The sequence below is a fragment of the Amycolatopsis sp. MEPSY49 genome (genome assembly GCF_051337345.1).
Classification (GTDB): Bacteria; Actinomycetota; Actinomycetes; order Mycobacteriales; family Pseudonocardiaceae; genus Amycolatopsis.
Window position 1 is genome coordinate 42,960 of sequence record NZ_JBDLYJ010000007.1, and the last position, 23,811, is coordinate 66,770.

General features: G+C 71.8%; 24 protein-coding genes. 15 read left to right on the top strand and 9 right to left on the bottom strand.

Translation table 11 applies throughout. The features are described from left to right. The first annotated feature begins 68 nt into the window (after positions 1–68). Positions 69–1,682: a chaperonin GroEL gene (groL, locus tag ABFJ78_RS28950; protein WP_436389747.1), complete on the top strand. Its 1,614-nt coding sequence runs from the start codon at positions 69–71 to the stop codon at positions 1,680–1,682. Between the two features lie 122 nt (positions 1,683–1,804). On the opposite strand, the gene ABFJ78_RS28955 is transcribed toward groL, so the two are convergent. Then, positions 1,805–2,107: a WhiB family transcriptional regulator gene (locus ABFJ78_RS28955; protein WP_043792619.1), complete on the bottom strand. Its 303-nt coding sequence runs from the start codon at positions 2,105–2,107 to the stop codon at positions 1,805–1,807. 248 nt (positions 2,108–2,355) lie between these two features. Here ABFJ78_RS28955 and ABFJ78_RS28960 point away from each other — a divergent pair, with 248 nt between their 5' ends. From ABFJ78_RS28960 to ABFJ78_RS28980, 5 genes are all read left to right on the top strand, one after another. After that, positions 2,356–3,261 (top strand): MerR family transcriptional regulator, encoded by a 906-nt coding sequence (locus tag ABFJ78_RS28960; RefSeq protein ID WP_436390151.1) that lies wholly within the window; start codon positions 2,356–2,358, stop codon positions 3,259–3,261. A 614-nt stretch (positions 3,262–3,875) separates the two neighbouring features. Continuing rightward, positions 3,876–4,730, top strand: coding sequence for a hypothetical protein (locus tag ABFJ78_RS28965; protein ID WP_436389748.1), 855 nt, complete (start codon positions 3,876–3,878; stop codon positions 4,728–4,730). Positions 4,731–4,861: 131 nt separating this feature from the next. Then, positions 4,862–5,458 carry a response regulator transcription factor gene (locus tag ABFJ78_RS28970; RefSeq protein ID WP_003073605.1) on the top strand — a complete coding sequence of 199 codons (597 nt, stop codon included), beginning with the start codon at positions 4,862–4,864 and terminating at the stop codon, positions 5,456–5,458. 387 nt (positions 5,459–5,845) lie between these two features. Then, positions 5,846–6,418 carry a sigma-70 family RNA polymerase sigma factor gene (locus ABFJ78_RS28975; RefSeq protein ID WP_026468912.1) on the top strand — a complete coding sequence of 191 codons (573 nt, stop codon included), beginning with the start codon at positions 5,846–5,848 and terminating at the stop codon, positions 6,416–6,418. Beyond that, positions 6,419–7,354 carry an anti-sigma-D factor RsdA gene (locus tag ABFJ78_RS28980; protein ID WP_436389749.1) on the top strand — a complete coding sequence of 312 codons (936 nt, stop codon included), beginning with the start codon at positions 6,419–6,421 and terminating at the stop codon, positions 7,352–7,354. It abuts the gene before it with no gap. A gap of 54 nt (positions 7,355–7,408) precedes the next feature. Here ABFJ78_RS28980 and ABFJ78_RS28985 read toward each other — a convergent pair whose 3' ends face one another. After that, positions 7,409–7,804, bottom strand: a complete 396-nt coding sequence (locus tag ABFJ78_RS28985; protein WP_003073549.1) for a DUF5319 domain-containing protein — start codon at positions 7,802–7,804, stop codon at positions 7,409–7,411. Positions 7,805–7,951: 147 nt separating this feature from the next. On the opposite strand from ABFJ78_RS28985, the gene guaB reads away from it, so the two are divergent. From guaB to ABFJ78_RS29005, 4 genes are all read left to right on the top strand, one after another. Next, positions 7,952–9,463, top strand: coding sequence for an IMP dehydrogenase (gene guaB, locus ABFJ78_RS28990; protein WP_436389750.1), 1,512 nt, complete (start codon positions 7,952–7,954; stop codon positions 9,461–9,463). Between the two features lie 51 nt (positions 9,464–9,514). Then, positions 9,515–9,958: a DUF3574 domain-containing protein gene (locus tag ABFJ78_RS28995; RefSeq protein ID WP_436389751.1), complete on the top strand. Its 444-nt coding sequence runs from the start codon at positions 9,515–9,517 to the stop codon at positions 9,956–9,958. A 74-nt stretch (positions 9,959–10,032) separates the two neighbouring features. Beyond that, complete coding sequence (locus tag ABFJ78_RS29000; RefSeq protein WP_372672344.1) at positions 10,033–10,560, top strand: hypothetical protein; 528 nt, start codon at positions 10,033–10,035, stop codon at positions 10,558–10,560. Positions 10,561–10,702: 142 nt separating this feature from the next. After that, complete coding sequence (locus tag ABFJ78_RS29005; protein WP_013222686.1) at positions 10,703–11,836, top strand: GuaB3 family IMP dehydrogenase-related protein; 1,134 nt, start codon at positions 10,703–10,705, stop codon at positions 11,834–11,836. Here ABFJ78_RS29005 and ABFJ78_RS29010 read toward each other — a convergent pair. Then, complete coding sequence (locus ABFJ78_RS29010) at positions 11,820–12,014, bottom strand: DUF397 domain-containing protein (RefSeq protein WP_364462339.1); 195 nt, start codon at positions 12,012–12,014, stop codon at positions 11,820–11,822. The genes ABFJ78_RS29005 and ABFJ78_RS29010 overlap by 17 nt on opposite strands. 163 nt (positions 12,015–12,177) lie before the next feature. Between ABFJ78_RS29010 and ABFJ78_RS29015 the strand changes: the two genes are divergently transcribed. The 3 genes from ABFJ78_RS29015 (at position 12,178) to ABFJ78_RS29025 (ending at position 16,285) form a co-directional block, all read left to right on the top strand. After that, entirely contained in the window at positions 12,178–13,887 is a 1,710-nt protein-coding gene (locus ABFJ78_RS29015) for an FAD-dependent oxidoreductase (RefSeq protein ID WP_436389752.1), read from the top strand. 10 nt (positions 13,888–13,897) lie between these two features. Continuing rightward, positions 13,898–14,611, top strand: coding sequence for a maleylpyruvate isomerase N-terminal domain-containing protein (locus ABFJ78_RS29020; protein WP_436389753.1), 714 nt, complete (start codon positions 13,898–13,900; stop codon positions 14,609–14,611). 192 nt (positions 14,612–14,803) lie between these two features. Further along, complete coding sequence (locus tag ABFJ78_RS29025) at positions 14,804–16,285, top strand: FAD-binding oxidoreductase (protein ID WP_436389754.1); 1,482 nt, start codon at positions 14,804–14,806, stop codon at positions 16,283–16,285. Here the strand turns inward: ABFJ78_RS29025 and ABFJ78_RS29030 are convergent. Together ABFJ78_RS29030 and ABFJ78_RS29035 are read right to left on the bottom strand one after the other, a co-directional pair. Beyond that, positions 16,282–17,727, bottom strand: a complete 1,446-nt coding sequence (locus tag ABFJ78_RS29030) for an aldehyde dehydrogenase family protein (RefSeq protein ID WP_436389755.1) — start codon at positions 17,725–17,727, stop codon at positions 16,282–16,284. The genes ABFJ78_RS29025 and ABFJ78_RS29030 overlap by 4 nt on opposite strands. Before the next feature lie 56 nt (positions 17,728–17,783). Further along, on the bottom strand, positions 17,784–18,818 hold the full coding sequence (locus ABFJ78_RS29035) for a zinc-dependent alcohol dehydrogenase family protein (protein ID WP_436389756.1): 1,035 nt from the start codon (positions 18,816–18,818) through the stop codon (positions 17,784–17,786). Between the two features lie 75 nt (positions 18,819–18,893). On the opposite strand from ABFJ78_RS29035, the gene ABFJ78_RS29040 reads away from it, so the two are divergent. Continuing rightward, positions 18,894–19,493 carry a rhomboid family intramembrane serine protease gene (locus tag ABFJ78_RS29040; RefSeq protein WP_436389757.1) on the top strand — a complete coding sequence of 200 codons (600 nt, stop codon included), beginning with the start codon at positions 18,894–18,896 and terminating at the stop codon, positions 19,491–19,493. Here ABFJ78_RS29040 and ABFJ78_RS29045 read toward each other — a convergent pair. Together ABFJ78_RS29045 and ABFJ78_RS29050 are read right to left on the bottom strand one after the other, a co-directional pair. Next, positions 19,481–19,897 carry a hypothetical protein gene (locus tag ABFJ78_RS29045; protein WP_436389758.1) on the bottom strand — a complete coding sequence of 139 codons (417 nt, stop codon included), beginning with the start codon at positions 19,895–19,897 and terminating at the stop codon, positions 19,481–19,483. The two genes, ABFJ78_RS29040 and ABFJ78_RS29045, sit on opposite strands and share 13 nt — an antisense overlap. 69 nt (positions 19,898–19,966) lie before the next feature. Beyond that, a complete protein-coding gene (locus tag ABFJ78_RS29050; RefSeq protein WP_436389759.1) occupies positions 19,967–20,512 on the bottom strand; it encodes a DinB family protein in 546 nt (181 codons plus the stop codon). A 109-nt stretch (positions 20,513–20,621) separates the two neighbouring features. Here ABFJ78_RS29050 and guaA point away from each other — a divergent pair, with 109 nt between their 5' ends. Next, a complete protein-coding gene (gene guaA, locus ABFJ78_RS29055) occupies positions 20,622–22,178 on the top strand; it encodes a glutamine-hydrolyzing GMP synthase (RefSeq protein ID WP_436389760.1) in 1,557 nt (518 codons plus the stop codon). Between the two features lie 63 nt (positions 22,179–22,241). Here guaA and ABFJ78_RS29060 read toward each other — a convergent pair whose 3' ends face one another. Both ABFJ78_RS29060 and ABFJ78_RS29065 read right to left on the bottom strand, forming a co-directional pair. Next, positions 22,242–22,484 (bottom strand): hypothetical protein, encoded by a 243-nt coding sequence (locus ABFJ78_RS29060; RefSeq protein ID WP_436389761.1) that lies wholly within the window; start codon positions 22,482–22,484, stop codon positions 22,242–22,244. After that, the gene (locus ABFJ78_RS29065; RefSeq protein ID WP_436389762.1) at positions 22,477–23,766 is read right to left on the bottom strand and encodes a PspC domain-containing protein; all 1,290 of its coding nucleotides are present in this window, start codon (positions 23,764–23,766) and stop codon (positions 22,477–22,479) included. Before ABFJ78_RS29065 ends, ABFJ78_RS29060 begins: the two co-directional genes overlap by 8 nt. Positions 23,767–23,811: the final 45 nt, after the last annotated feature.

Consider the following 23,811-nt stretch of genomic DNA (forward strand, 5'->3'; position numbering starts at 1 on the left):
CCCGGGCCCCGCAGCAAGCCGGGGAGCGGGGCGTTCTTGCGTTCAACGAAAGGTAAGCGGAACACGCTATGCCCAAGCAGATCAGTTTCGACGAGGACGCTCGTCGCGCGCTGGAGCGCGGGGTGAACAAGCTCGCCGACGCGGTCAAGGTCACCCTCGGCCCGCGCGGTCGCCACGTCGTGCTCGACAAGAAGTTCGGCGGCCCGACCATCACCCTCGACGGCGTGACCGTCGCCCGTGAGATCGAGCTCGACGACCCGTTCGAGAACCTCGGCGCGCAGCTCGCCAAGAGCGTCGCCACCAAGACCAACGACGTCGCCGGGGACGGCACCACGACCGCCACCGTGCTCGCGCAGTCGCTGGTGAAGGTCGGCCTGCGCAACGTCGCGGCCGGCGCCAACCCGACCGCGATCGGCCGTGGCATCGAGGCCGCCGCGGAGAAGGTCATCGAGGTCCTCAAGGCCAAGGCCACCCCGGTCAAGGGCCGCGAGAACATCGCCCAGGTCGGCACCGTGACCTCCCGTGACGCCAACATCGGTGCCCTGCTCGGCGAAGCCGTCGAGAAGGTCGGCGAGGACGGCGTCATCACCATCGAGGAGTCGTCGACCCTGGCGACCGAGCTGGTGATCACCGAGGGCGTCCAGTTCGACAAGGGCTTCCTCTCGGCGCACTTCGCGACCAACCCGGAGGAGCAGAAGGCGATCCTCGAGGACGCCTACGTCCTGCTGCACCGCGAGAAGATCTCGGCGCTGGCCGACCTGCTGCCGGTGCTGGAGAAGGTCGTCGAGGCCAAGAAGCCGCTGCTGATCATCGCCGAGGACGTCGACGGCGAGGCGCTGTCCACCCTCGTGGTGAACTCGCTGCGCAAGACCATCACCGCCGTCGCGGTCAAGGCGCCGTTCTTCGGCGACCGCCGCAAGGCGTTCCTGGACGACCTCGCGGTCGTCACCGGCGGTGAGGTCATCTCCGCCGAGATCGGCCGCAAGCTGTCCGACGTCGACCTCGGCGCGCTGGGCAAGGCCCGCCGGATCGTCGTCACCAAGGACGACACCACGATCGTCGACGGCGCCGGCACCAAGGACGCCATCTCCGGGCGGGTCGCGCAGATCCGCAAGGAGATCGAGACGACCGACTCCGACTGGGACCGCGAGAAGCTGCAGGAGCGGCTCGCGAAGCTCGGCGGCGGCGTGGCGGTCATCAAGGTCGGCGCGGCCACCGAGACCGAGCTGAACGAGCGCAAGCACCGCATCGAGGACGCCGTGGCTTCGACCAAGGCGGCCGTCGAGGAGGGCATCCTGCCCGGCGGTGGTTCGGCGCTGGTCCACGCGGTCAAGGAGCTCGAAGGCGGCCTGGGCCTGGAAGGTGACGAGGCCACCGGCGTGCGCATCGTCAAGGACGCGCTGTCCGCCCCGCTGTTCTGGATCGCGACCAACGCGGGCCACGAGGGCGCGGTCATCGTCAACAAGGTGCAGGAGCAGAGCTGGGGGCAGGGCTTCAACGCCGCCACCGGCGAGCTGACCGACCTGCTGGCCGCCGGCATCGTCGACCCGGTCAAGGTGACCCGGTCCGCGGTGGCGAACGCCGCTTCGATCGCGCGTCTCGTGCTGACGACGGAGTCGTCGGTCGTCGAGAAGCCGGCCGAGGAGGAGCCCGCCGCGGCGGGCCACGGCCACTCGCACTAGGTCCGGCGAAAGCGGGGCGGCACCCGGTGCCGCCCCGCTTTCTTTTGGTGGCACAGTCGTGCCCCGGACAGCACGGAGGGCGGCACCCCACCCGGTGCCGCCCTCCGATGTCTGTGGGGCGCTCAGCCGCCGGACATGCTGAGCGCGCGTTTGTCGGACTTGATGAGGTGCTCGCGTTCCGATTCCGAGAGCCCGCCCCAGATGCCGTAGGGCTCGTGCACCGCCAGCGCGTGGCTGCGGCACATCTCCAAGACCGGGCAGCTCAGGCAGACGGCTTTCGCTCTGGCCTCCCGTCGGGCCCGCGCCGGGCCGCGCTCGCCGTCCGGGTGAAAGAAGGACGCGCTGTCCATCCCCCGGCACGACCCTTCGAGCTGCCAGTCCCACATGTCGGCGTTGGGTCCTGGGAGCCTGCGCGTGTCTGCCATCCTGACCGCCTCCGTCAATCGGTCGATGCCGCTAGCTGCTCTGCTGTGGTGCCGATACTCCATTCGGTGCAACGGGCGTAACGTTAGAAGCGCGCCAATAGTTGTTCAAGCGATCCGGCCCGATTCAGCCGTTAGGCATCCCCCGGATGTGTGAGCAGGGATTTCGCCTCCGGTTGCCGACCCCGCGGTCTGCCTGGATATTGAGGCTCGTGGGAGCTGGGTCGGGCACCGAAGAACCCACCCTGCCGGTGGCCTCGGTCGCCCGCCGGCTCGGGGTCGCGCCGTCCACCCTCCGAACCTGGGACCGCCGCTACGGGCTCGGCCCGAGCCGGCACACCGACGGCCGTCACCGTCGCTACGGCACCTCCGATATCGGCCGGCTCGAACTGATGCAGCGCGCGTTGCTGAGCGGCGCGTCGACGGCCGAGGCGGCGCGCTACGCACTCGAGCAGATGCCGCGCTCGGGACCGCCGCAGCCGGAGGAGCCTTCGGAGCCGGCCGGCGCGGCAGCGGCCGACGACGGTCTCGAGGTCCGTTCCCGCCTCGCCCGCCGGTTGAGCACGGCGGCGCTGGCGATGGACGTCGGCGCGGTCCAGCGCATGCTCGCGGACACGATCGCCGAGCTGGGCGTCCTCCCGGCGTGGACGGGCGTGATCGAGCCGGTCCTGTCGGCCCTGGGGGCGCGCTGGCGCGGCGCGAGCGCGGGGGCGGAGGTCGAGTACCTGCTGGCGGAGTGCGTGTTCGCGGCGCTGGTCCGGGCGACGCCGGTGCTGGACGAGCCGCGCAACACGCGCCCGGTGCTGCTGGGCTGCGTCCCGGAGGAGCGCGACACGATGCCGATGTACGCGCTGGCGGCGTCCCTGGCCGGCCGCCGCATCGGGGCGCAGCTGTTCGGGGTGCCGCTGCCGGCGGAGGTGCTGGCGGTGGCGGTGAGGCGAAGCGCGCCGGCGGCGGTGGTGCTGTGGGCGCACCGGCGGGGCGTGGCGGACACGCGGTTGTTCGCGCGGGTGTCCCGGGGGCGGCAGCGGAGCCGGTTGTTCGCGTGCGGGCCGGGGTGGGACCCGGCGGGGTTGCCGGACAAGGTGGAGCTGCTGACGGACCTGCCGGGCGCAGCGGACCGCATCGAGCACGTCCTGGTGGGCTTGAGCCGGTAGCCGGGGCCGGCGGCGCCGGTGCGCTCGTCGCGGGGCGATCCGCGCGGGGACTTCATGAACGACCCTTTCACCGCGTCGGACGTGGCCGCGCGGTCTGCCCGGCGGCGTCGCGGCGATGTCATGAAAGGGTCGTTCATGTCGTCTGACGAGGTGAACGACCCGTTCATGACGTGCGGGCGACCGGATCGGCCGCGCTGACCTGCCTGGGCCGGGACCCTGGGGTCGGACGTGGTGAAAGGGTCGTTCATGTCGTCTGACGAGGTGAACGACCCGTTCATGACGTGCGGGCGACCGGATCGGCCGCGCTGACCTGACTTTGCCGGGACCCTGGGGTCGGACGTGGTGAAAGGGTCGTTCATGTGCCGTCCGCCATGGCCTGCCGGCTGGCGAGAAGCAGTGGCCCGGGGAGTCCAAGTCAGTTGTCCACAACCTCGAACCCCATGTGGACAACTCCGGCGCCCGGAGCGCGATCCGCCGGGTTCGTCGCACCTCGCCGATAGACTGGACCGGGGTCAGCCCCCAGGGATGGGTGGGGCGTGGTCGTCCCGGGCGGTGGGCGCGACTCCGGCCACTTCGATCAGGTTTCTGTCGGTGGGAACCGCTAGAAAGGACGGGTGCACGAACCCGCCCTGAGGGCCGCCGCGTTCGGGAGTGATCCGCTGCCCGATCCCGCCGTCACGCGCGGGCGCGGCACCCCGCGGGAACGGCTGCTCTCCGCCATCGTGCTCGGCGCCCAGGGCCGGTACGCCGCCGCGGCCGCCCTCCTCGACGCCCTCCGGCGCGACAGCGACCCCGTGACGGCCTCCCTCGCCGCCAGCACCCTCGGTGCCCACCGGCGGCAGCTGGGCGGCCACCGGCAAGCCCGGGCCCTCGACGGCGAGGCCTTCGCCAAGGTCGTCACCGAAACGACCGACCACGACTCCGACGGCCTCGACGCCGCCGGTGCGCGGGCCGATGCCCTGCTCGGCCTGGCCGCCGACAACCTCGCCCTGGGCCGGCAGCGAGCCGCGCGAAGGTTCGCCGCCGCGGCCGCCGGCCAGCACGCCGGGTGGCGGGCCTGCGTCCGCGGGGGCTGGGTCGGCGCCGAGATCGAGCTCGCCGCTGGTCAGGGCGCCGCCGCCGTGGCGCCCGCCGAGCGGGCTTTCGAAACCGCCGTCGCGCGGGGGGCGCGGCGGCACGCCGTGAAATCCGGGATTGTGCTGGCCGTCGCGCTGGGGGCCGCCGGTCGTCCCGATCACCGGAAGATTTCGGACGGTCTTGTCGGAAACGCATTGGCGACCGCCGAGGAATGCGAACTGCTTTCACTTTTGTGGCCGGCGGCGCTCGTCATGGCCGACCTGCGCCCAGGACACGCCGAGGAGTATCGATTCAGAGTGGCCGAGGTATTGCACGCAGTGTTACGAAGCGCAGACCCTTGCGGGAGGAGGATCGCGGGGGAATCGCCATGGGTGCCCGCACCGGGTGGTTGAGCCGTCGGAATGGGCTGTTCCGGCATCCGGGCTAAGAAACTTCAAAAAAAGCCACCGGATCGTGTCAAGGTTCGGGCTAAAGCGTCCGATAGGGGAAGTGGAATGTCACCCGGCTGCAGGAAGGAAACCCCGTGACGACGGTCTTGATCTGCGACGACCGACGCAGTGTCCGTGAAGGGCTCACCCGAGTGATGTCCGCGGTCCCTGGGGTCAGTCGCATCGACTGCGTAGCGCACGGTGACGAGCTGCTGGCCCGGTACTCCCGTCAGCCCGTCGACGTCGTGCTGGTCGGGACGCAACGCGCGGTCCCGACAGGTGTCGAAGCCACTCGACGGCTCGTCTCCGCCAACCCCCAGGCGAACGTCATCGTCTTCGGCGCCCCGGACGACGCGGGCAGCATCGCCGCCGCGATCGCCGGCGGTGCCCGCGGCTACCTCCGCTGGGACGCGTCCCGGCCGGAGCTGGTCGCCGCGCTGGCCCACACCCTGGCGAGCACCTCGGTGCCCGCGCCCCGTCAGCCGTCCGACCCGGGCGTCCAGCTGACCGAGCGCGAGCTTCAGGTGCTCCGCGGGATGAGCCAGGGCAAGAGCAACGGCCAGATCGGCCGCGAGCTCTACCTGTCCGAGGACACGGTGAAGACCCACGCCCGGCGGCTGTTCCGGAAGCTCGGCGTGCGCGACCGCGCGCAGGCCGTGGCCCACGGCTTCCGCCGCGGCCTGGTCAGCTGACCTGTCGCTCTCCCCGTTCCTGACACGGCCGGTTTACAGGTGACGACGGGCCAGGGCGCACCGCCCTGGCCCGTACCTGTGTGGTCCCCATCACACTCCGGCGCCCACTCGGGCAGCCCCCGAGGCGGATCCCCGCCTCGGACACCGTCCCTCCGACGGATCTCGTACCCGTGATGCCGCTCGCTCGTTGAATCGGTGAAGTAGACCGCGGGTCTGCACGATAATCCGTATTTCCGCGCCTCACGGGGCCGCGGCACGCCCGGGAGCACCGCGCGCGCCGCTCCGCTGGGGGCCGCAGGTACGGTAGCGGTCTCCGGTGCGCGGTGGAGGCGACCACGGGCCGGGTTCTTTGCCCACCTACACGTAACACTGGGACTGTTGTCTGCGATGGCCAATGTGGGGGATGGACTGGATGAGCCGGTCGCCGCTGCTGTCGAGGGAGATCCCCAGGCAGTGGAGCGGCTGCTGGCTGCTATCCGTCCACTGGTAGTGCGGTATTGCCGCGCTCGGGTTGGCAGGCAGGAGCGATCCTTCGCTTCGGCGGACGACGTTGCGCAGGAGGTGTGTCTCGCGGTGCTAACGGCATTGCCCTCGTACCGCGATCAAGGACGCCCGTTCCTGGCGTTCGTCTACGGGATCGCCCAGCACAAGGTGGCCGACGCGCACCGCGCGGCGGCGCGCAACCGAGCCGAGCCGGTGGCCGAGATCCCCGACGAGGTCGAAGGCGGGGTGGGCCCCGAGCAGCGGGCGCTGCAAGGTGAGCTGAACGAGCGGATGTCCCAGTTGTTGCAGGTGCTGCCGGACAAGCAGCGGGAGATCGTGGTGTTGCGCGTGGTCGTCGGCCTGTCGGCGGAGGAGACCGCGGACGCGGTCGGCTCCACGCCCGGCGCCGTCCGCGTCGCCCAGCACCGCGCCCTCGCGCGGCTGAGAAAGGTCCTGGCCGCGGAGGAGGTGATCTGAGTGACCGGTCACGACAAGGGTTACGAGCCCGACGACGTGTTCGGTAGTGGCTTGTCCTCGTCGGAGGCGGAGTTCGCCGCCGACCTGTCGGCCGTCCAGGCGGACGACGCGCTGCTCGACGCCCTCGGCGGGTCCGACCCGGCGCTGGCCGACGGCCTCGGCGACCAGGAGCTCAACGCGTTGCTGGTGGCGTGGCGAAGAGACATCGACAGCGAGCCACTGGCCGAGCTGGTCGACGTCGACACCGCCGTGCGGACCGTCACCACCGCGAGTCTCGCGAAACAGCACGCCTCGAGCGGACGCCGCCGCAGGCTGCTCGTCCCGGTCGCCGTCGCCGCCGCCGTGCTGGCGATCGCGTTCACCGGCACCGGGCTGGCCGCGCGCTCCGCGCAACCGGGCGACACCCTCTGGGGCCTCGCGAAGGTCCTGTATTCCGATCACACCCGCTCGGTCGAGGCCGCCGCGAACGCGAAGCTCGATCTCGAGAAGGCGAACCTGGCCATCGCCGGCGGCAACCTCGACGCCGCGCGCGAAGCCCTCGACGCGGCGCAGGCCGCGCTGTCGCAGGTCAGCGACGAGGACAACCGCGACCAGCTGATGGAGCAGCACCGGCAGCTCGCCGCCCAGCTCCAGAACCCGGACGCGCCGGTCCAGGGCCCGACCCAGACGACCCCGACGCAGGTGCCGCCCGGCGTCTCGTCGGTGCAGGTGCCGCCGGCCGGCTCGGCGACGTCCATCCCGGGCAGCGGCAGCGGCACCACCAGCCTGCCGGGGACCGCGACGCCGACCCCGACGCCCCCGCCGCCGACCACCACCCCGCCGCCGACCACCGAGGTCCCGCCGACCACGACGGCCGCGAGTGGCAACGACCCGGGCACGAACACCGGGCGCAGCGAGGCCGCCGTCGGCGAGCAGAGCGTCGGCGAGGGTCAGTAGGACCACAGCGAAAAGGCCCTGGTGAGGAAACTCACCAGGGCCTTTTTCAGTGGTTCAGTAGGCGCTTTCGTTGGCCGTCACGCCGTCGGCGAAGCCCCGGCAGTAGTCCCAGCTCACGTAGTCGCCGGGGTTCGGGTCGTAGGCCGGCTCGTGCGGGCGCATCCGCCCGTCGGCCAGCAGCTGCTCCAGGCTGGCCCGCAGCAGGTGCCAGTCGTGGTAGTGCGGTTCGTCGCACTCACCGCAGTCGACGACGATCCCGCGGACCCCGCGGGGCTCGAGGAGCGCCTGGTAGACGGCCAGATCGGAGAGGTCGGCCAGCAGCTCGGTGCGTTCGGAATCGCTGATCGGCTCGTCCAGCCGGTCCTCGGGGTCTCCGAAAGCGCGGGCCGGGTCGTCCGGGTCGTCCGCGAACGGGTCTGGAGGCAGGACATCGTGCGCCACGGCCTGCACGGTACCGGGCGGTCCCGGCGGCTCGCCCACCACCCGGGGCGGGGGCGCGCGGCGGATATCATGAGGGGAAGGCTCCGAGTCGCCAGTTGATCTTGATCGAACACAGCGACCCCGCTCATCCCGCGCCAGGAAGGCCCTTCACCCGCTATGACCAGCGAAGGCATCACCGCCCCCGTTCCGGCCAAGTTCGCCATGCTCGGCCTGACCTTCGACGACGTGCTGCTGCTGCCGGCGGAATCGGACGTGGTCCCCAGCGCGGTCGACACGAGCACCCGGCTGACCCGGAACATCACCCTCGGCATCCCGCTCGTGTCCGCCGCGATGGACACCGTCACCGAGGCGCGGATGGCGATCGCCATGGCCCGCCAGGGCGGCATCGGCGTGCTCCAGCGCAACCTGCCGATCGACGAGCAGGCCGCCGCGGTCGAGGTGGTCAAGCGGTCCGAGGCCGGCATGGTCACCGACCCGGTCACCTGCGCGCCCGACGCCACGCTGGCCGAGGTCGACGCGCTGTGCGCGAAGTTCCGCATCTCCGGCGTGCCGGTCACCGACGCGTCCGGCGCGCTGGTGGGCATCATCACCAACCGCGACATGCGGTTCGAGGTCGACCACAGCCGCCCGGTGTCCGAGGTCATGACGAAGGCGCCGCTGGTCACCGCCCAGGTCGGCGTCTCCGCGGACGCCGCGCTGGGCCTGCTGCGCCGGCACAAGATCGAGAAGCTGCCGATCGTCGACGGCGCGGGCAAGCTGCGCGGCCTGATCACGGTCAAGGACTTCGTGAAGACCGAGCAGTACCCGAAGGCGACGAAGGACCCGGACGGCCGCCTCATCGTCGGCGCCGCGGTCGGCGTCGGCCCGGACGGCCACAAGCGCGCGATGGCGCTGGCCGACGCGGGTGTGGACGTCCTGATGGTCGACACCGCGCACGGCCACTCCCGCGCGGTCGTCGACACGGTCTCGCTGCTGAAGAAGGAGCTCGGCGACTCGGTCGACATCGTCGGCGGCAACGTCGCGACGCGGGCGGGCGCGCAGGCGCTGGTCGACGCGGGCGCGGACGGCGTCAAGGTCGGCGTCGGCCCGGGCTCGATCTGCACCACCCGGATCGTCGCGGGCGTCGGCGTCCCGCAGATCTCCGCGATCTTCGAGGCCGACCAGGCGTGCCGCCCGGCCGGCGTCCCGGTGATCGGCGACGGCGGCATCCAGTACTCCGGCGACATCGCGAAGGCGATCGCGTCCGGCGCGTCCACGGTGATGCTGGGCAGCCTGCTGGCCGGCACCGCCGAGTCGCCCGGCGACCTGATCCTGGTCAACGGCAAGCAGTTCAAGGTCTACCGCGGCATGGGCTCACTCGGCGCGATGCAGTCGCGGGGCCAGGCGAAGTCGTACTCCAAGGACCGCTACGCCCAGGACGACGTGCTGAGCGAGGACAAGCTGGTCCCCGAGGGCATCGAAGGCCGGATCCCGTTCCGCGGGCCGCTGGCCAACGTCGTGCACCAGCTCGTCGGCGGCCTGCGCTCCGGCATGGGCTACGCGGGCGCGAACACGATCGCGGAACTGCAGGAGGCCCAGCTGGTCCGGATCACCGCGGCCGGCCTCAAGGAGAGCCACCCGCACGACATCACGATGACCGTCGAGGCGCCGAACTACACGACCCGGTAGTCCGCCCCTTCGAGCATTACGCTCCTGGTCATGGGCCGCGAAACTCGGCCCATGACCAGGATTCCCCGCACCGTGGTCGCCGTGGCGACCGCCGCCTTGCTCGGCGTCGGTGGTGGCGTCGCCGCGTCGGCGGCTTCAGTCCCAACGCAGGCCCAAGCGCCATCGCCCGGCGAGCTGTGGAAGCGCACCGAGCTGTACTTCGGCACCGGCAAGCCGGACGGCACCGAGGTGACCGACAAGGAGTTCGCCGCCTTCTCCGACCTCGAGATCACCCCGGCCTTCCCGGACGGCTTCACCCGCCTCGACGGCAGCGGCCAGTGGCGCGGCGCGTCCGGCGCGATCGTGCGGGAGCACACCCATGTGGTCGTCCTGCTCTACCCGTTCGCCGACCGGGACGCCGAGCGGGAGATCGAAGGCCTGCGCGCCGACTACGAAAAGCAGTTCCAGCAGGAGTCGGTACTGCGTTCGGACTCCGTGGAGAAGGTCTCTTTCTGAGTTCTCGTGACCTAGCGTGCTTACGGTAATCGGTCTATCGCCTTGCGTGCCCGTCGTGGTGTGCACTGAAGGGCATGACGGTCGGCCGCTTCACGCAAGTGCTGCGCAAGGTCTTCTTCACGGCCGTCGCGCTCGTGTCGCTGTTCCTCGGCGGCGTCGTCTGCCTCATGTGCCAGGTGCTGGCCGGCCGCGACGCGCCCACCTACCGCGCCGAAGGGCACGTCGTGTCCCACGAGCGGGGGGCGCTCCCGGTGGGCGGTGACGAGGACGCCGTCAGCCACACCATCGCGGTCGACGCGGGGAACCGGCTCTACCGGATCACCGCGGTCGGCCCCGGCCTGGACCTGCCCGCCGGGCAGCCGGTCGCGCTCGACGTCTCCACCGCGGACGGCAGCATCGCCTACCTCCTCGCCGGCGGCGCCGTGATCGACCTGCGCCCCGGCGTGGTCCGGCCAGTGCTGCTGATCTGCGCGGCCCTCCTCGCGCTGGGCGCGGTGTACTTCGGCGCGGTCCGGCTGCACGTCTACCCACCGGTCGCGACCTGGCTGGCCCTGGCGCTGGGTGCCCTGCTGGCGCCGGTCGCCGTCTTCGTGCGGGTATGAGAGCGCCCCAAGGCCGCCTTGGGGCGCTGGCCACCGGTCAAAAGTAGGCGCCGGTCGCGCTTCCAACCCCCGTGCGCAGGTCACCCATGCGGACTAGCGACAATGGGGCACGGCAGATTGTCGTCGTCGGAGGAGGCTTCACGTGCGGGACCTGGTCGAGATCGGGATGGGCCGCACCGCGCGGCGGGCGTATGACCTCGACGACGTCGAGATCGTGCCGTCGCGGCGGACCCGGTCGTCTTCGGTGGTGTCCACCTCCTGGCAGATCGACGCCTACCGCTTCGACCTGCCGCTCGTCACGCACCCGACGGACGCGATCGTCTCGCCCGGCACCGCGGTCGCCGTCGGCGAGCTGGGCGGCCTGGGCGTGCTCAACGCCGAGGGCCTCTGGGCGCGGCACGCCAACGTCGAGGACGCCATCTTCCAGCTGGTCCGCGCGGCCGAAGACCTCGAGGACCCGACCGCGGTCGGCCGCGTGCTGCAGGAGCTGCACGCCGCGCCCATCCGGCTCGACCTGCTGACCGAGGCCATCAAGACCGTCCGCGAGTCCGGCGTCACGGTGGCCGCGCGCGTCAGCCCGCAGCACGCCGCCGAGCTGACCCCGGACCTGATCGCGGCCGGCGTCGAGATCCTGGTCGTGCAGGGCACGATCATCTCCGCCGAGCACGTGCAGCGCGATGCCGAGCCGCTGAACCTCAAGGAGTTCATCGGCCGCCTCGACGTGCCGGTGATCGCCGGCGGCGTCAGCGACTACCGCACGGCGATGCACCTGATGCGCACCGGCGCCGCCGGCGTCATCGTCGGGCACGGCTACACGCCCGGCGTCACCAGCACCGACCGCGTCCTCGGCATCGGCGTCCCGATGGCCACGGCGATCATCGACGCCGCGGCCGCCCGCCGCGACTACCTCGACGAGACCGGCGGCCGGTACGTGCACGTGCTCGCCGACGGCGGCATGACGGTGTCGGGCGACATCGCGAAGGCCATCGCGTGCGGCGCGGACGCCGTCATGCTCGGTTCCCCGCTGGCCGCCGCGTCGGACGCGCCCGGGCAGGGCCTCTACTGGACGGCGGCGGCCGCGCACCCGTCACTGCCGCGCTCGCGCGTGGCGGCCGGGCCGGACTACGCCGTCGACCTCAAGACCCTGCTGTTCGGGCCGTCGTCCGACGCGGAAGGCGTGGTGAACCTCTTCGGGGCGCTTCGCCGGGCGATGGCGAAGACGGGCTACTCGGACCTCAAGGAGTTCCAGCGGGTGGGCCTCACCGTCCGGCGGTGAGGTGGTCGAGGAACGCGGCGAACGCGGTCGCGGAGTAGACGAGGATCGGCCGGGGCACCGGCTGCTTGGTGTCCCGCACGCCGACGACGCCGGGACCGGCGCCGATCTCGACGCAGGCGTTCTCCTCGAAGTGGCTGTGGCTCGACTTGCGCCAACCGGTGAGCTGCTGGGGGATCATCGTGGTCCCTCCCGGAAATCGTGTCCCGCCGACGGGTCTCGCCGACGTGGACATCGAGCACTTTGATAATTACCCACGATCATCTCTCGCGATGCGCCAAAACGGGTGACTGGCCGGTAACTTACCTCTGGTCAGAACCTGGACCCCGGGTTACGCTCCAGGTGTGACTGCCAGTAACACCACCACCAGTGCGGGTGGCCCCGACTACGACGTCGTCGTGGTGGGTTCGGGGTTCGGCGGCAGCGTCGCGGCGCTGCGGCTCACCGAGAAGGGCTACCGGGTAGCCGTCGTCGAGGCCGGGCGCCGGTTCGCCGACGACGAGTTCGCGAAGACGTCGTGGGACCTCAAGCGCTACCTGTGGGCACCGCAGGTCGGCTGCTACGGGATCCAGCGCATCCACATGCTCAACGACGTCATGGTGCTGGCCGGGGCTGGTGTCGGCGGCGGTTCGCTCGTCTACGCGAACACGCTGTACCGGCCGCTCAAGCCGTTCTACCGCGACCGGCAGTGGTCCCACATCACCGACTGGGAAGCCGAGCTCGCGCCGCACTACGACCAGGCGAGCCGGATGCTGGGCGTCGTCACGAACCCGTCGATCACGCCGTCGGACGTCGTGATGCGCGACGTCGCCAAGGACATGGGCGTCGCCGATTCGTTCCACCCGACACCGGTCGGCGTCTACTTCGGCAAGCCGGGCGAGCGCGCGAAGGACCCGTACTTCGGCGGCGCCGGTCCCGAGCGCGTCGGCTGCACCGAGTGCGGCTCGTGCATGACCGGCTGCCGCGTCGGGGCGAAGAACACGCTGGTCAAGAACTACCTGTACCTGGCCGAGCAGGACGGCGCGAAGGTCATCCCGCTGACGACCGTGACGTCGGTGAAGCCGATCGACGGCGGCTACGAAGTCTCTCTCAAGAAGACCGGGACGACGTCGAAGCGGTTCCGGACGACGATCACGGCCGAGAAGGTCGTCTTCGCCGCGGGGACGTGGGGCACGCAGAACCTGCTGCACAAGATGAAGGACACCGGCACGCTGCCCAAGCTGTCGCGCCGGCTGGGCGAGCTGACCCGGACGAACTCCGAGGCGATCATCGGCGCGGCCCGGACCGACGTCGACGAGAGCCGCAACTTCAGCCGCGGGGTCGCGATCACGTCGTCGATCCACCCGGACGAGAACACCCACATCGAGCCGGTGCGGTACGGCAAGGGCAGCAACGCGATGAGCCTGCTGCAGACGATCGCGACCGACGGCGCTTCGCCGGTCCCGCGGTGGCGGCAGGCCGTCAGCTTCATGTTCAAGCACCCGGTCCGGACGGCGAAGCTGCTCAACGGCTACCGCTGGAGCGAGCGCACGGTGATCCTGCTGGTGATGCAGAGCCTGGACAACTCGATCACGACGTACACGCGGCCCGGGCTGTTCGGCCGCCGCAAGTACACGTCGAAGCAGGGCCACGGCGAGCCGAACCCGAGCTTCATCCCGGCGGGCCACGAGGCCAACGAGCGCACGGCCGAGCGCATCGGCGGCATCGCGGGCGGCACGTGGGGCGAGATCTTCGACATCCCGCTGACGGCCCACTTCATCGGCGGCGTCCCGATCGGCGCGTCCGCCGAGGAGGGCGTGATCGACCCGTACCACCGGGTGTTCGGCTACCCGGGCCTGTCGGTGGTCGACGGCGCGGCGATCACGGCCAACCTGGGCGTGAACCCGTCCCTGACGATCACGGCCCAGGCGGAGCGGGCGTTCTCGTTCTGGCCGAACAAGGGCGAGGCGGACCAGCGGCCGGCGCAGGACTCGCCGTACGTCCGGCTGGAGCCGGTGGCCCCGAAGAACCCGGCGGTGCCCGCGGACGCCCCGGCGGCGCTGCGGCGGTCCTAAGATCGGGGCCGTGACGACGGCATCGGAGAAGGCGCACGCGCTGCTCGGCGGGGTACGGAAGCTCGACGACGAATGGGCCAGGGTCATCGGTGGCCTCGGTGAGCCCGAACTGCGCGCCCCCAGCGCGTTGCCCGGGTGGTCGCGGGCGCACGTCCTCGCGCACCTCGCCCGCAACGCCGACGGGCTGCAGAACCTGCTGACCTGGGCGAACACCGGGGTCGAGACGCCGATGTACGCCGGCCCCGAGGCCCGCGACGCCGACATCGAAGCCGGCGCCCAGCACCCGGCCGCCGACCTGCTCGCCGACTTCGTCGCCTCCGCCGGGCGCTTCGAGCAGTATGCCACCGCCATGCCGGACGACGCCTGGGCGCGCGAGGCCCGCAACCGGCAGGGCGCCCCCGTCACCGGGGCCGTCGTCGCGCGGATGCGGCTGTCCGAGCTCACCATCCACCTCGCCGACCTCGACCGCGGCTACGACCTCGACCGCGTGCTCGGCCTGCTCGGGCCGCTCGCCGACGACGTCGTCCAGCACGCGATCACCTCCCGGGCCGCGCACCTCCCGGCGTTGCGCCTGGTTGCCGAGGGAACCGGCGAGTGGACCATGGGGGCCGCTCCCGGCGCCACGGTCCGCGGCACCAGCGGGCAGCTCCTGGCTTGGCTCAGCGGCCGCTCCGACGGCGCGGCCCTCGACGGCGACGTCCCGCCGATCCCCGCGTGGGGATGAACTGATCTTGACCGTCCTCCGTGTACCGATCAACAGCGCGAACACCCGGGTCGGCCCCACTGCGCCCCTGTTTACTGATCCGACCACAGTCACGGCCGAAGAGTTCGCAGCAACGGTTGCGTGCCGTTCGTCGGGCGGCCTACTTCCGGCCGGATCAGTAAACTGAGCGTCCCCGGCAGCGAGGAGTCCGATGTGGACAGCGTGAACCGCAGGGCGTTCCTCCGGATCACCGGTGTCTCGGCGGCCGGTGCCGTCGCCGCCGCCTGCGGGCCGGGCACGCCCTCGGCGCCGGTCGCGTCGAGCGCGCCCGCCGCCCCGACGACGTCCGGGCCGCCCGCCACGCGGCTGCCCACCGGCCCGCCGAACTGGGACGACCTGCGCGGCAAGCTGACCGGCACCCTCCTGCGCCCGGGCTCCGACGGCTACGACACCGCCAAGCGCGCCTTCAACCCGCTCTTCGACGGCAACAACCCGGTCGCCGTGGCGACGGCGGCGAACGCCAAGGACGTGCAGACCTGCGTCCAGGCCGCCGCCGGGCGCCTCACGCTCGCCGCGCGCAGCGGCGGCCACAGCTACGCCGGCTACTCCGTCCCCGAGAGCGGCCTGGTCATCGACGTCTCCGCGATGAACAAAGTGGACGTCCAGGGCACCCAGGCCGTGATCGGCGCCGGCGCGAAGCTGAAGGACGTCTACGCCGGCCTCGCGCGGGCCGGGCGCGCGCTGCCCGCCGGCTCCTGCCCGACGGTCGGGGTCGCCGGGCTGACCCTCGGCGGCGGCATCGGCGTGCTGTCCCGCAAGTACGGCCTGACCTGCGACCACCTGAGCTCCGCCCAGGTCGTCACCGCCGACGGCAAGCTGGTGACGGCGTCCGCGAGCTCCGAGCCCGACCTCTTCTGGGCGCTGCGCGGCGGGGGCGGCGGCAACTTCGGCATCGTCACCGAGTTCACCTTCGACACCGATCCCGCGCCGAACCTGACGGTGTTCTCGCTGCACTTCCCGGCCGGGTCCGCGACCGGCGTGCTCGGCGCGTGGCAGCAGTGGATCGCCGCGATGCCGCCCGAGCTGTGGGCGAACATCGTGATCTCCGGTGGCTCGCCGGTGCAGTGCCGCGTCGGCGGCTGCTACGTCGGCGCGCCCGCCGGGCTCAACACCCTGCTCAACAACCTCACCGCCAACGCCGGCGCGCGGCCGACCCAGCGCACGGTGAAGGCCCTCGACTACCTCGGCGCGATGAACTACTTCTCCGGCAGCTCGGCCCGGCAGTCGTTCGTCGCGTCGTCGCGGATCATCACCAGCCCGGTCGACCCGGCGAAGGTCGTCGCCCTCGCCGACGGCCGCGCGGGCATGGACCTGCTCATCGACGGCCTCGGCGGCAAGGTCGCCGAGCCGGCGAAGGACGCGACGGCGTTCTGGCACCGCGACGCGCTGGCGAGCGTCCAGATCTACGCGCCGGCGACGGGGAAGACCCGGGCGAAGGTGGCGGACTCGGTGGGCGACGTCGTCGCGGGCCTCGCGGCGGCCGGCGCGGGCGGCGGGTACGTCAACTACATCGACCCCGCCCTGCCCGACTGGCGAGCCGCCTACTACGGCGACAACGCCAAGCGGCTGGGAGACGTCGCGAAGAAGTACGACCCCTTCAACGTCTTCCGGTTCGGGCAGGGCGTGGTCGCCTAAAGGTCGATGCCGGTGAAGACCGTGACGCGCTCCTCGGTCAGGTCGTGCATCGCCGCGAGGACGCCTTCGCGGCCGACGCCGGAGCCCTTCACGCCGCCGTAGGGCATCTGGTCGGCGCGGTAGGACGGGACGTCGCCGATGATCACCCCGCCCACCTCCAGCTCGGCCGACGCGTGGAACGCGAGCTGGACGTCGGTGGTGAAGACGCCGGCCTGCAGGCCGTACGCGGACTCGTTGACCGACCGGAAGGCCGCGTCCACACCGTCCACAACGGACACCGCGAGCACCGGCCCGAAGATCTCCTCGGCCCACGCCTTGGTGCTTGGCGGAACGTCGGTGAGCAGGGTCGGGGCGACGGTCGCGCCGTCGCGCGTGCCGCCGGTGAGCACCTTCGCGCCCGCCGCGACGGCCTCGTCGATCCACGCGACGATCCGCTCGGCCGCGGCTTCGTCGACCACCGGGCCGACGTCGGTGTTGCGGTCGTACGGGTCGCCGGTTCGCTGTGCCTCGACGGCCTCCACCAGCGCGGGCACGAACTCGTCCGCGACGGCGGCGTCCACGATCACGCGCTGCACGGCGATGCACGACTGCCCGGCCTGGTAGTTGCCGAAGGTGGCGATGCGGTGCGCGGCGCCCTCGGGGTCGGGCCAGTCGCGCAGGACGACGGCCGCCGCGTTGCCGCCGAGCTCCAGCACGACGTGCTTGCGCGGCGCCGCGTCCTTCAGCGACCAGCCGACCGGGCCGGAGCCGGTGAACGAGACGACGGGCAGCCGCGGGTCGGCGACGAGCTTCTGCGTCTCCTCGTTTCCGAGCGGCAGCACGGAAAACGCGCCTTCCGGCAGGTCCGTCTCGGCCAGGATCTCGCCGAGGATCAGCGACGACAACGGCGTCCGCGGCGCGGGCTTGACGATGATCGGCGCGCCGATCGCCAGCGCCGGCGCGACCTTGTGCGCCACCAGGTTGAGCGGGAAGTTGAACGGCGCGATGCCGAGCACGGGCCCGCGCGGGACGCGGCGAGTGAGCGCCAGCCGCGCCTCGCCCGCCGGGTCGGTGTCGAGGCGCTGGACGTCGCCGCTGAACCGGCGGGCCTCCTCGGCGGCGATGCGGAACACCGACACCGCGCGCTTCACCTCGGCCTCGGCCCACTTGAGCGGCTTGCCGTTCTCGGCGGTGATGACCTCGGCGATCTCCTCGGCGCGGGCGGCGAGCACGCGGGACACGTGCTCGAGCGCGCCGGCGCGGACGTGCGCGGGGGTGCCGCGCAGCTCCTTCGCGACCGACACGGCGGCGGTGACCGCGCGTTCGACCTGCTCCGGCCCCGGGACGGCGACCGTGGCGACCTCGCTGCCGTCGTACGGGTGGTGCACGACGAGGGTGGTGGCGCCCGGCTCCGGGCGGCCGGCGATCCAGGCGGGGCGCGGCTCGGGGGTGATCATGTCCATGCCCACCAACGTAATCCGGGTGGAAACCCTCGAAAGAACATCCCCACCCGGACGGGTCAAGGCTTGATGAGCACCTTCAGCGCTTCGCGGTCCGCCATCGCGCGGTAGCCGTCCGGCACGCCCTCGACGTCGATCGTCCGGTCGAAGACGCGGCCCGGCTGGTACTTGCCGTCGAGGACGTCGGGCAGCAGCTCGGGGATGTAGTGCCGCGCGGGAGCGACGCCGCCGGTGATCGTGACGTTGCGGCGGAACACGCCCACGCCGGCGGGAGCGTCCTCGTACTGCGGCAGCCCGACCCGGCTGACCGCGCCGCCCGCGCGCACGGCCCCGACGCCCATCTCGAACGCGCCCAGCGTGCCGACGCACTCGAGGACGGCGTGCGTGCCGCGGCCGTTCGTCAGCTCGCGCACCTTCTCGACACCCTCTTCGCCGCGCTCGGCGACGACGTCGGTCGCGCCGAACTCGCGGCCGAGGTCGGTGCGGGCCCGGTGCCGGCCCATCAGGATGATCCGGTCGGCGCCGAGCCGCTTCGCCGCGAGGACGGCGGAGAGCCCGACAGCGCCGTCGCCGATCACGGTGACGTTCTGGCCCTCGGTGACCCGGGCCTTCACCGCCGCGTGGTGGCCGGTGGAGAAGACGTCCGAGAGCGTCAGCAGGGACGCGAGCAGGTCGTCGTCCTCGGTGGGCGGGACCTTGACCAGCGTGCCGTCGGCCTGCGGGACGCGCACGGCCTCGCCCTGGCCGCCGTCGACGCCCTTCGCGCCCCAGCCGCCGCCGTGCAGGCACGACGTCTGCAGGCCTTCCCGGCAGAACTCGCAGGTGTTGTCGGACCAGACGAAGGGGGCGATGGCGAGATCGCCCTTCTTCAGCGTGGTGACGTCGGCGCCGGTCTCCTCGACGATCCCGAGGAACTCGTGCCCGATCCGGCGCCCGTGCTCGCGCGGCGGCATGTCGGCGTACGGCCAGAGGTCGCTGCCGCAGATGCAGGACCGCACGACGCGCAGGACCACGTCGGTCGGCTCGGCCAGCTTCGGGTCCGGGACCGTCTCGACCCGGATGTCGCCGGCGCCGTAGATGACTGTCGCTCGCATGCTGGTGGCCTTCCCGTGGAGGTTCGTGACAAACGTCGGGGGTGCGACGGCGGTGGCGCGCCTAGATTTTCGGCCATGACCACGCGCACCGCATCCCGCAACCCGTTCGCGGCGCTCGCCCCGGTGAGCCGCCGCCCGTACCTGACGGCCGTGGTCTTCGCGGTGACGCTCGCGTGCGGGATCGCGCAGCTGGCGCACCCGCCGCTGTACGACGCGATGCACCGCGACGCGGCCCGCATCGACGCCGGCGAGTGGTACCGCCTGGTGACGGGCATGTTCTTCCAGGACGGCTGGGCGTTCGGCCTGACGTCGAACCTGGTCTGGCTGGCGGTGTTCGGCACGCTCGCCGAGCGCGTGTTCGGCCGCGCCCGCTGGCTCGTCCTGTACTTCGGCTGCGGCCTGTTCGGCCAGGTCATGAGCTACCTGTGGCTCAACCCGGTCGGGGCGGGCAACTCGATGTGCGTGGTGGGCCTGATCGGCGGCCTGGCGGCGGTGGTGATGGCGGCTTCGCGCCGCTACGGCGTGGTGCTGCCGGTCCAGTTCCGGGTGCTGGCGTTCGCCGCGCCGGTGCTGGCCGTGGTCGACACGGTCGTCCACGACAACCACGGCCTGCCGCTGCTGCTGGGCCTGGCGCTGGGCTTCCTGCTCCTCCCGCGCACCGGTCAGTCCGGGTAGCGGCCGCCGAGCCGGCACCAGTGCGCGACCAGGTGCGGCTGCGGCGGCACCGCGAGGAGGGCGGCGAGATCCGCTTCGGCCTGACGGGCCGCTTCTTCGGTGCGTTCCCAGTCCCCGTCGTCGACGCCGCCGCGCTGTTCCGCGGCGGCGATCCGGTCGCACCGCAGCTCGTCGGCCTTGCCCAGGTCCTCGGTGTGCCGGGCGTCGAGGACGATCCCGCTGCCCGAGCGCGCGCCGTACCGGACGGCGATGCGCAGGAGGTCGTTGCTGAACGCGCGCGTCTCGGCGGGCACCCACGACAGCCGCTCCCAGTCGGGCGGCGGCTGGTCGTCGGCGCGGGTGACCACGTACCCCGGCACGTCACACCAGGTCACGACGCCGGTCGGACGGAGTCGGTAGAGCATGCGCGGGTCCCCCTCGGAGCTGTCCTCGATATCCGGTGAATCGGGCCGATGATGACTCCGCGTTACAGATCACCGGTTGCGGTAGAGATCGCGCAGCAGCAGGACTTCGGCGCAGTGGTGGATCATCTCGCGGTGGATGTGCAGCACCAGCGTCGCCATCGGGTACTCCGCGTATGGCCCCTCCGCCGGGCCGCACGGCCGCGCCAGCGCCTCTTCGTCGAGCGACTTCACCCCTTCGACCCATCGGGCGTAGTACTCGTCGAGCAGCGAAATCGCCTCGGCGGCCGTCCCCGGGTACGGGTAGTCGTCGTAGGTCATCGGCGGGCCGTCGAAGTGCGACGCCGACCGCATGCCGAGGACACCGACGAGGATGTGGTTGAGCCGCCACGCGATCGTCGTGACCGGCGGCGGAGTGGGCTCGGGGAAGGCGAAGTCGATGGTGAACGGGCCCGTGCCGGGCTCGTCGTCCGACTTGCGCGGCCGCACGGTCCAGCAGTCCGGCACGGGCTCCCAGAAGTACTCGTCGTCGGTGAGGCCCTCGAGCTTCGGTCGCGTGTGGATGTTCCAGTGGAAGTCGAGCTGGTCGGTCAGTTCCTTGGTCCAGTTCACAGCCATACCGGGCACCGTAGGCCCGATCGCGGACAGGGACGGCCCTGAATCCCGGGTGACCGGGCCCACCTGGGACGATGGAGGGGAATCCCGCTTCTCGCCAGGAGGTCGCCAGGTGCCCAACCCCACCGGTCCGGTTCTCGTCGTGGACTTCGGGGCGCAGTACGCGCAGCTGATCGCCCGGCGCGTCCGCGAGGCGCAGATCTACTCCGAGGTCGTCCCGCACAGCGCGTCGACCGAAGAGATCCTCGCGAAGAACCCCGCGGCCATCATCCTGTCCGGCGGCCCGTCGAGCGTGTACGCCGAAGGCGCGCCGGGCATGGATCCGAAGCTCACCGAAGCGGGCGTGCCGATGTTCGGCATCTGCTACGGCCACCAGCTGCTGGCCAGCGCGCTCGGCGGCGTCGTCGAGCCGACCGGCGTGCGCGAGTTCGGCCGCACCGAGGTCCGGGTCACCGGCGACGGCGGCGTCCTGCACGCCGGCCTGCCCGCGCACCAGCCCGCGTGGATGAGCCACAACGACAGCGTCACCAAGGCCCCGGAAGGCTCGGTCGTCACCGCGTCCTCCGACGGCGCCGAGGTCGCCGGCTTCGAGGACGTCGAGCGGCGCTTCGCCGGCGTCCAGTACCACCCGGAGGTCGCGCACTCGCCGCACGGCCAGGAGGTGCTGCGCCGGTTCCTGCACGACATCGCCGGCATCAAGCCGCAGTGGACGACGTCGTCGATCGTCGAGGAGCAGGTCCAGCGGATCAGCGACCAGATCGGCGACGGCCGCGCGATCTGCGGCCTGTCCGGCGGCGTCGACTCGGCGGTCGCGGCCGCGTTGGTCCAGCGCGCCATCGGCGACCGGCTGACCTGCGTGTTCGTCGACCACGGCCTGCTGCGGGCGGGGGAGCGCACCCAGGTCGAGCGCGACTTCGTCGCCGCGACCGGCGTCAACCTGGTGACCGTGGACGCGCGCGAGCGCTTCCTCGACGCGCTCGCCGGTGTCACCGACCCGGAGCAGAAGCGCAAGATCATCGGCCGCGAGTTCATCCGCGTCTTCGAGCAGGCCGAGCGCGACCTCAAGGCCCAGGGCGACTACAAGTTCCTGGTCCAGGGCACCTTGTACCCGGACGTCGTCGAGTCCGGCGGCGGCGAGGGCACGGCCAACATCAAGAGCCACCACAACGTCGGCGGCCTGCCGGACGACCTCGAGTTCGAGCTGGTCGAGCCGCTGCGGCTGCTGTTCAAGGACGAGGTCCGCCGCGTCGGCCTGGAGCTGGGCCTGCCCGAGACGATCGTGCAGCGCCAGCCGTTCCCCGGCCCCGGCCTGGGCATCCGCATCATCGGCGCGGTCGACCAGGAGCGCCTCGACACCTTGCGCGCCGCCGACCTGATCGCCCGCGAGGAGCTGACGGCGGCCGGGCTGGACCGCAGCATCTGGCAGTGCCCGGTGGTGCTGCTGGCGGACGTCCGCAGCGTCGGCGTCCAGGGCGACGGCCGGACCTACGGGCACCCGGTGGTGCTGCGGCCGGTGTCGTCGGAGGACGCGATGACCGCGGACTGGACGCGCCTGCCCTACGACGTCCTCGAGCGGATTTCCACGCGCATCACCAACGAGGTCGCGGAGGTCAACCGGGTGGTACTGGACGTGACGTCCAAGCCGCCGGGCACCATCGAGTGGGAGTGAGTCCACTCCTGGACCGGACTCGAGGCCCCGGCGTGGGATCCGGGGCCTCGAGAGTTTTCGGTGCTAGCGACGGCGTTTGCTGCCGAACGACGCGCCGAGGAGCAGCAGCCCCACGAGCACCGCGCCGCCGGCGATCACCCACCGGAAGTCGAACTGGGGCAGCCAGCTCGCGCCGTCCGAGAGGACGTAGGCGGAGATCAGCAGGGTCGCGATCCCGACGATCAGGGTGAAGACGTCCACGCCGCGCTTCGCGGGCGGCTGGGTTTCCGTCGGGTTGTCGTAGGCGTAGGGGTTCTGGTCAGCCACGGCGCACCTCCACGTTGCCCACGCTGTTCTTGACGTGCAGGGTGATCTGCTGGCCGCCCGGGCCGTCGGTGCCGTAGTCGACGCCGGTCAGCGCGTCCTGGCTGATGCCGTCGGTCTCGCGGGTGAAGCACTCCGCGCTGCCGGCCCCGGTGCGGCAGTCGTAGGTGACGTCCGCGGTGTCCGGCACGATGACAGTGGTGTCGCCGGCGCCGTTGATCACGTTGGTGGTGATCGGCGAGCCGGCGGGCAGCTCGGTCAGGTCGAGGTCGATGTTGCCGGCGGCGTGCTGGTAGAGCGGCTTCAGGTCGGTCACGGCGTGCGGGGTCTCCCGGAGATCGCCCGCCCCGCCGCGGAAGTCGAAGTTCTCGAACGGCACGGTCGTCAGCACCATCCCGGCGATCGCCAGCGGCACGGCGAGGCCGATCAGGCCGCGGCCGCCCCGGGCGAACGCGCCGGTGACCAGGCCGATCCCGACGACACCGAGCACCAGGCCGATGACGTGCTGCGCGGAGAACCAGCTCGCGCCGTTGAGGTTCGCCAGCACGCCACCACCGGCGGTCAGCACGGCGAGCGCGAAGGTCGCCGAACCGACTTTGGAGTTGCGGCGCCGCTCAGGCCGGCGGTCATGGTGGTGCATCGGCGGCGCGGGCGGAGGCGGCGGCTGCGTCGACGGCGGGTCGGGCAGGTCCCAGCCGGCCGGGTCCGCGGCGAGCGGGTCCCAGCCCGGCTTCGCCTCGGGGGCGGCCGTGGCCGTGTCGGTCATGGTGAAGGCTCCGTTCCCGGTGAAGGCTCGAGTCCGCGGGACGACCGGTGCGGGCCGGTTCTCCTGGCCGCGGTTGCGGTGCAGCAGGTAGAGCGCGATGGCGATGAGCGCGAAGGAGATGAGGGCCCCACCGTCGAACCACGAGCCGCTGAAGGCGCCCCCGACGCTGACGACGGTGAGCACGCAGAGAACGACGGCGAAGGCGGGCGACACCGACGACCGGCCGCGCCCGATCAGGCTCTCGAAGCCGGAAACCTCGTCGCTTTCGCCGGGCAGGAACAGCCACCCCAGCAGGTAGAAGGGGACTCCGAAGCCACCGAAGATCGTGGCGACCACCAGGGCAACCCGCACGACGACGGGATCGATCCCGTACCGGTACCCGATGGCCGCGGCAACACCGGCGACCTTCCGCCCGGCATGCGGCCGCCGCGGCCGGCTGACCCAGAAGTCCTTCACGGTCTCCTCGAAGCCGTTCAACGGACTCGGCTTCGGTGCCCGTGTCTCACTCGCACCACTCATACCGAAGAGCATGCGCGATCCGTGGTCGGCAAACATCCGGGATGG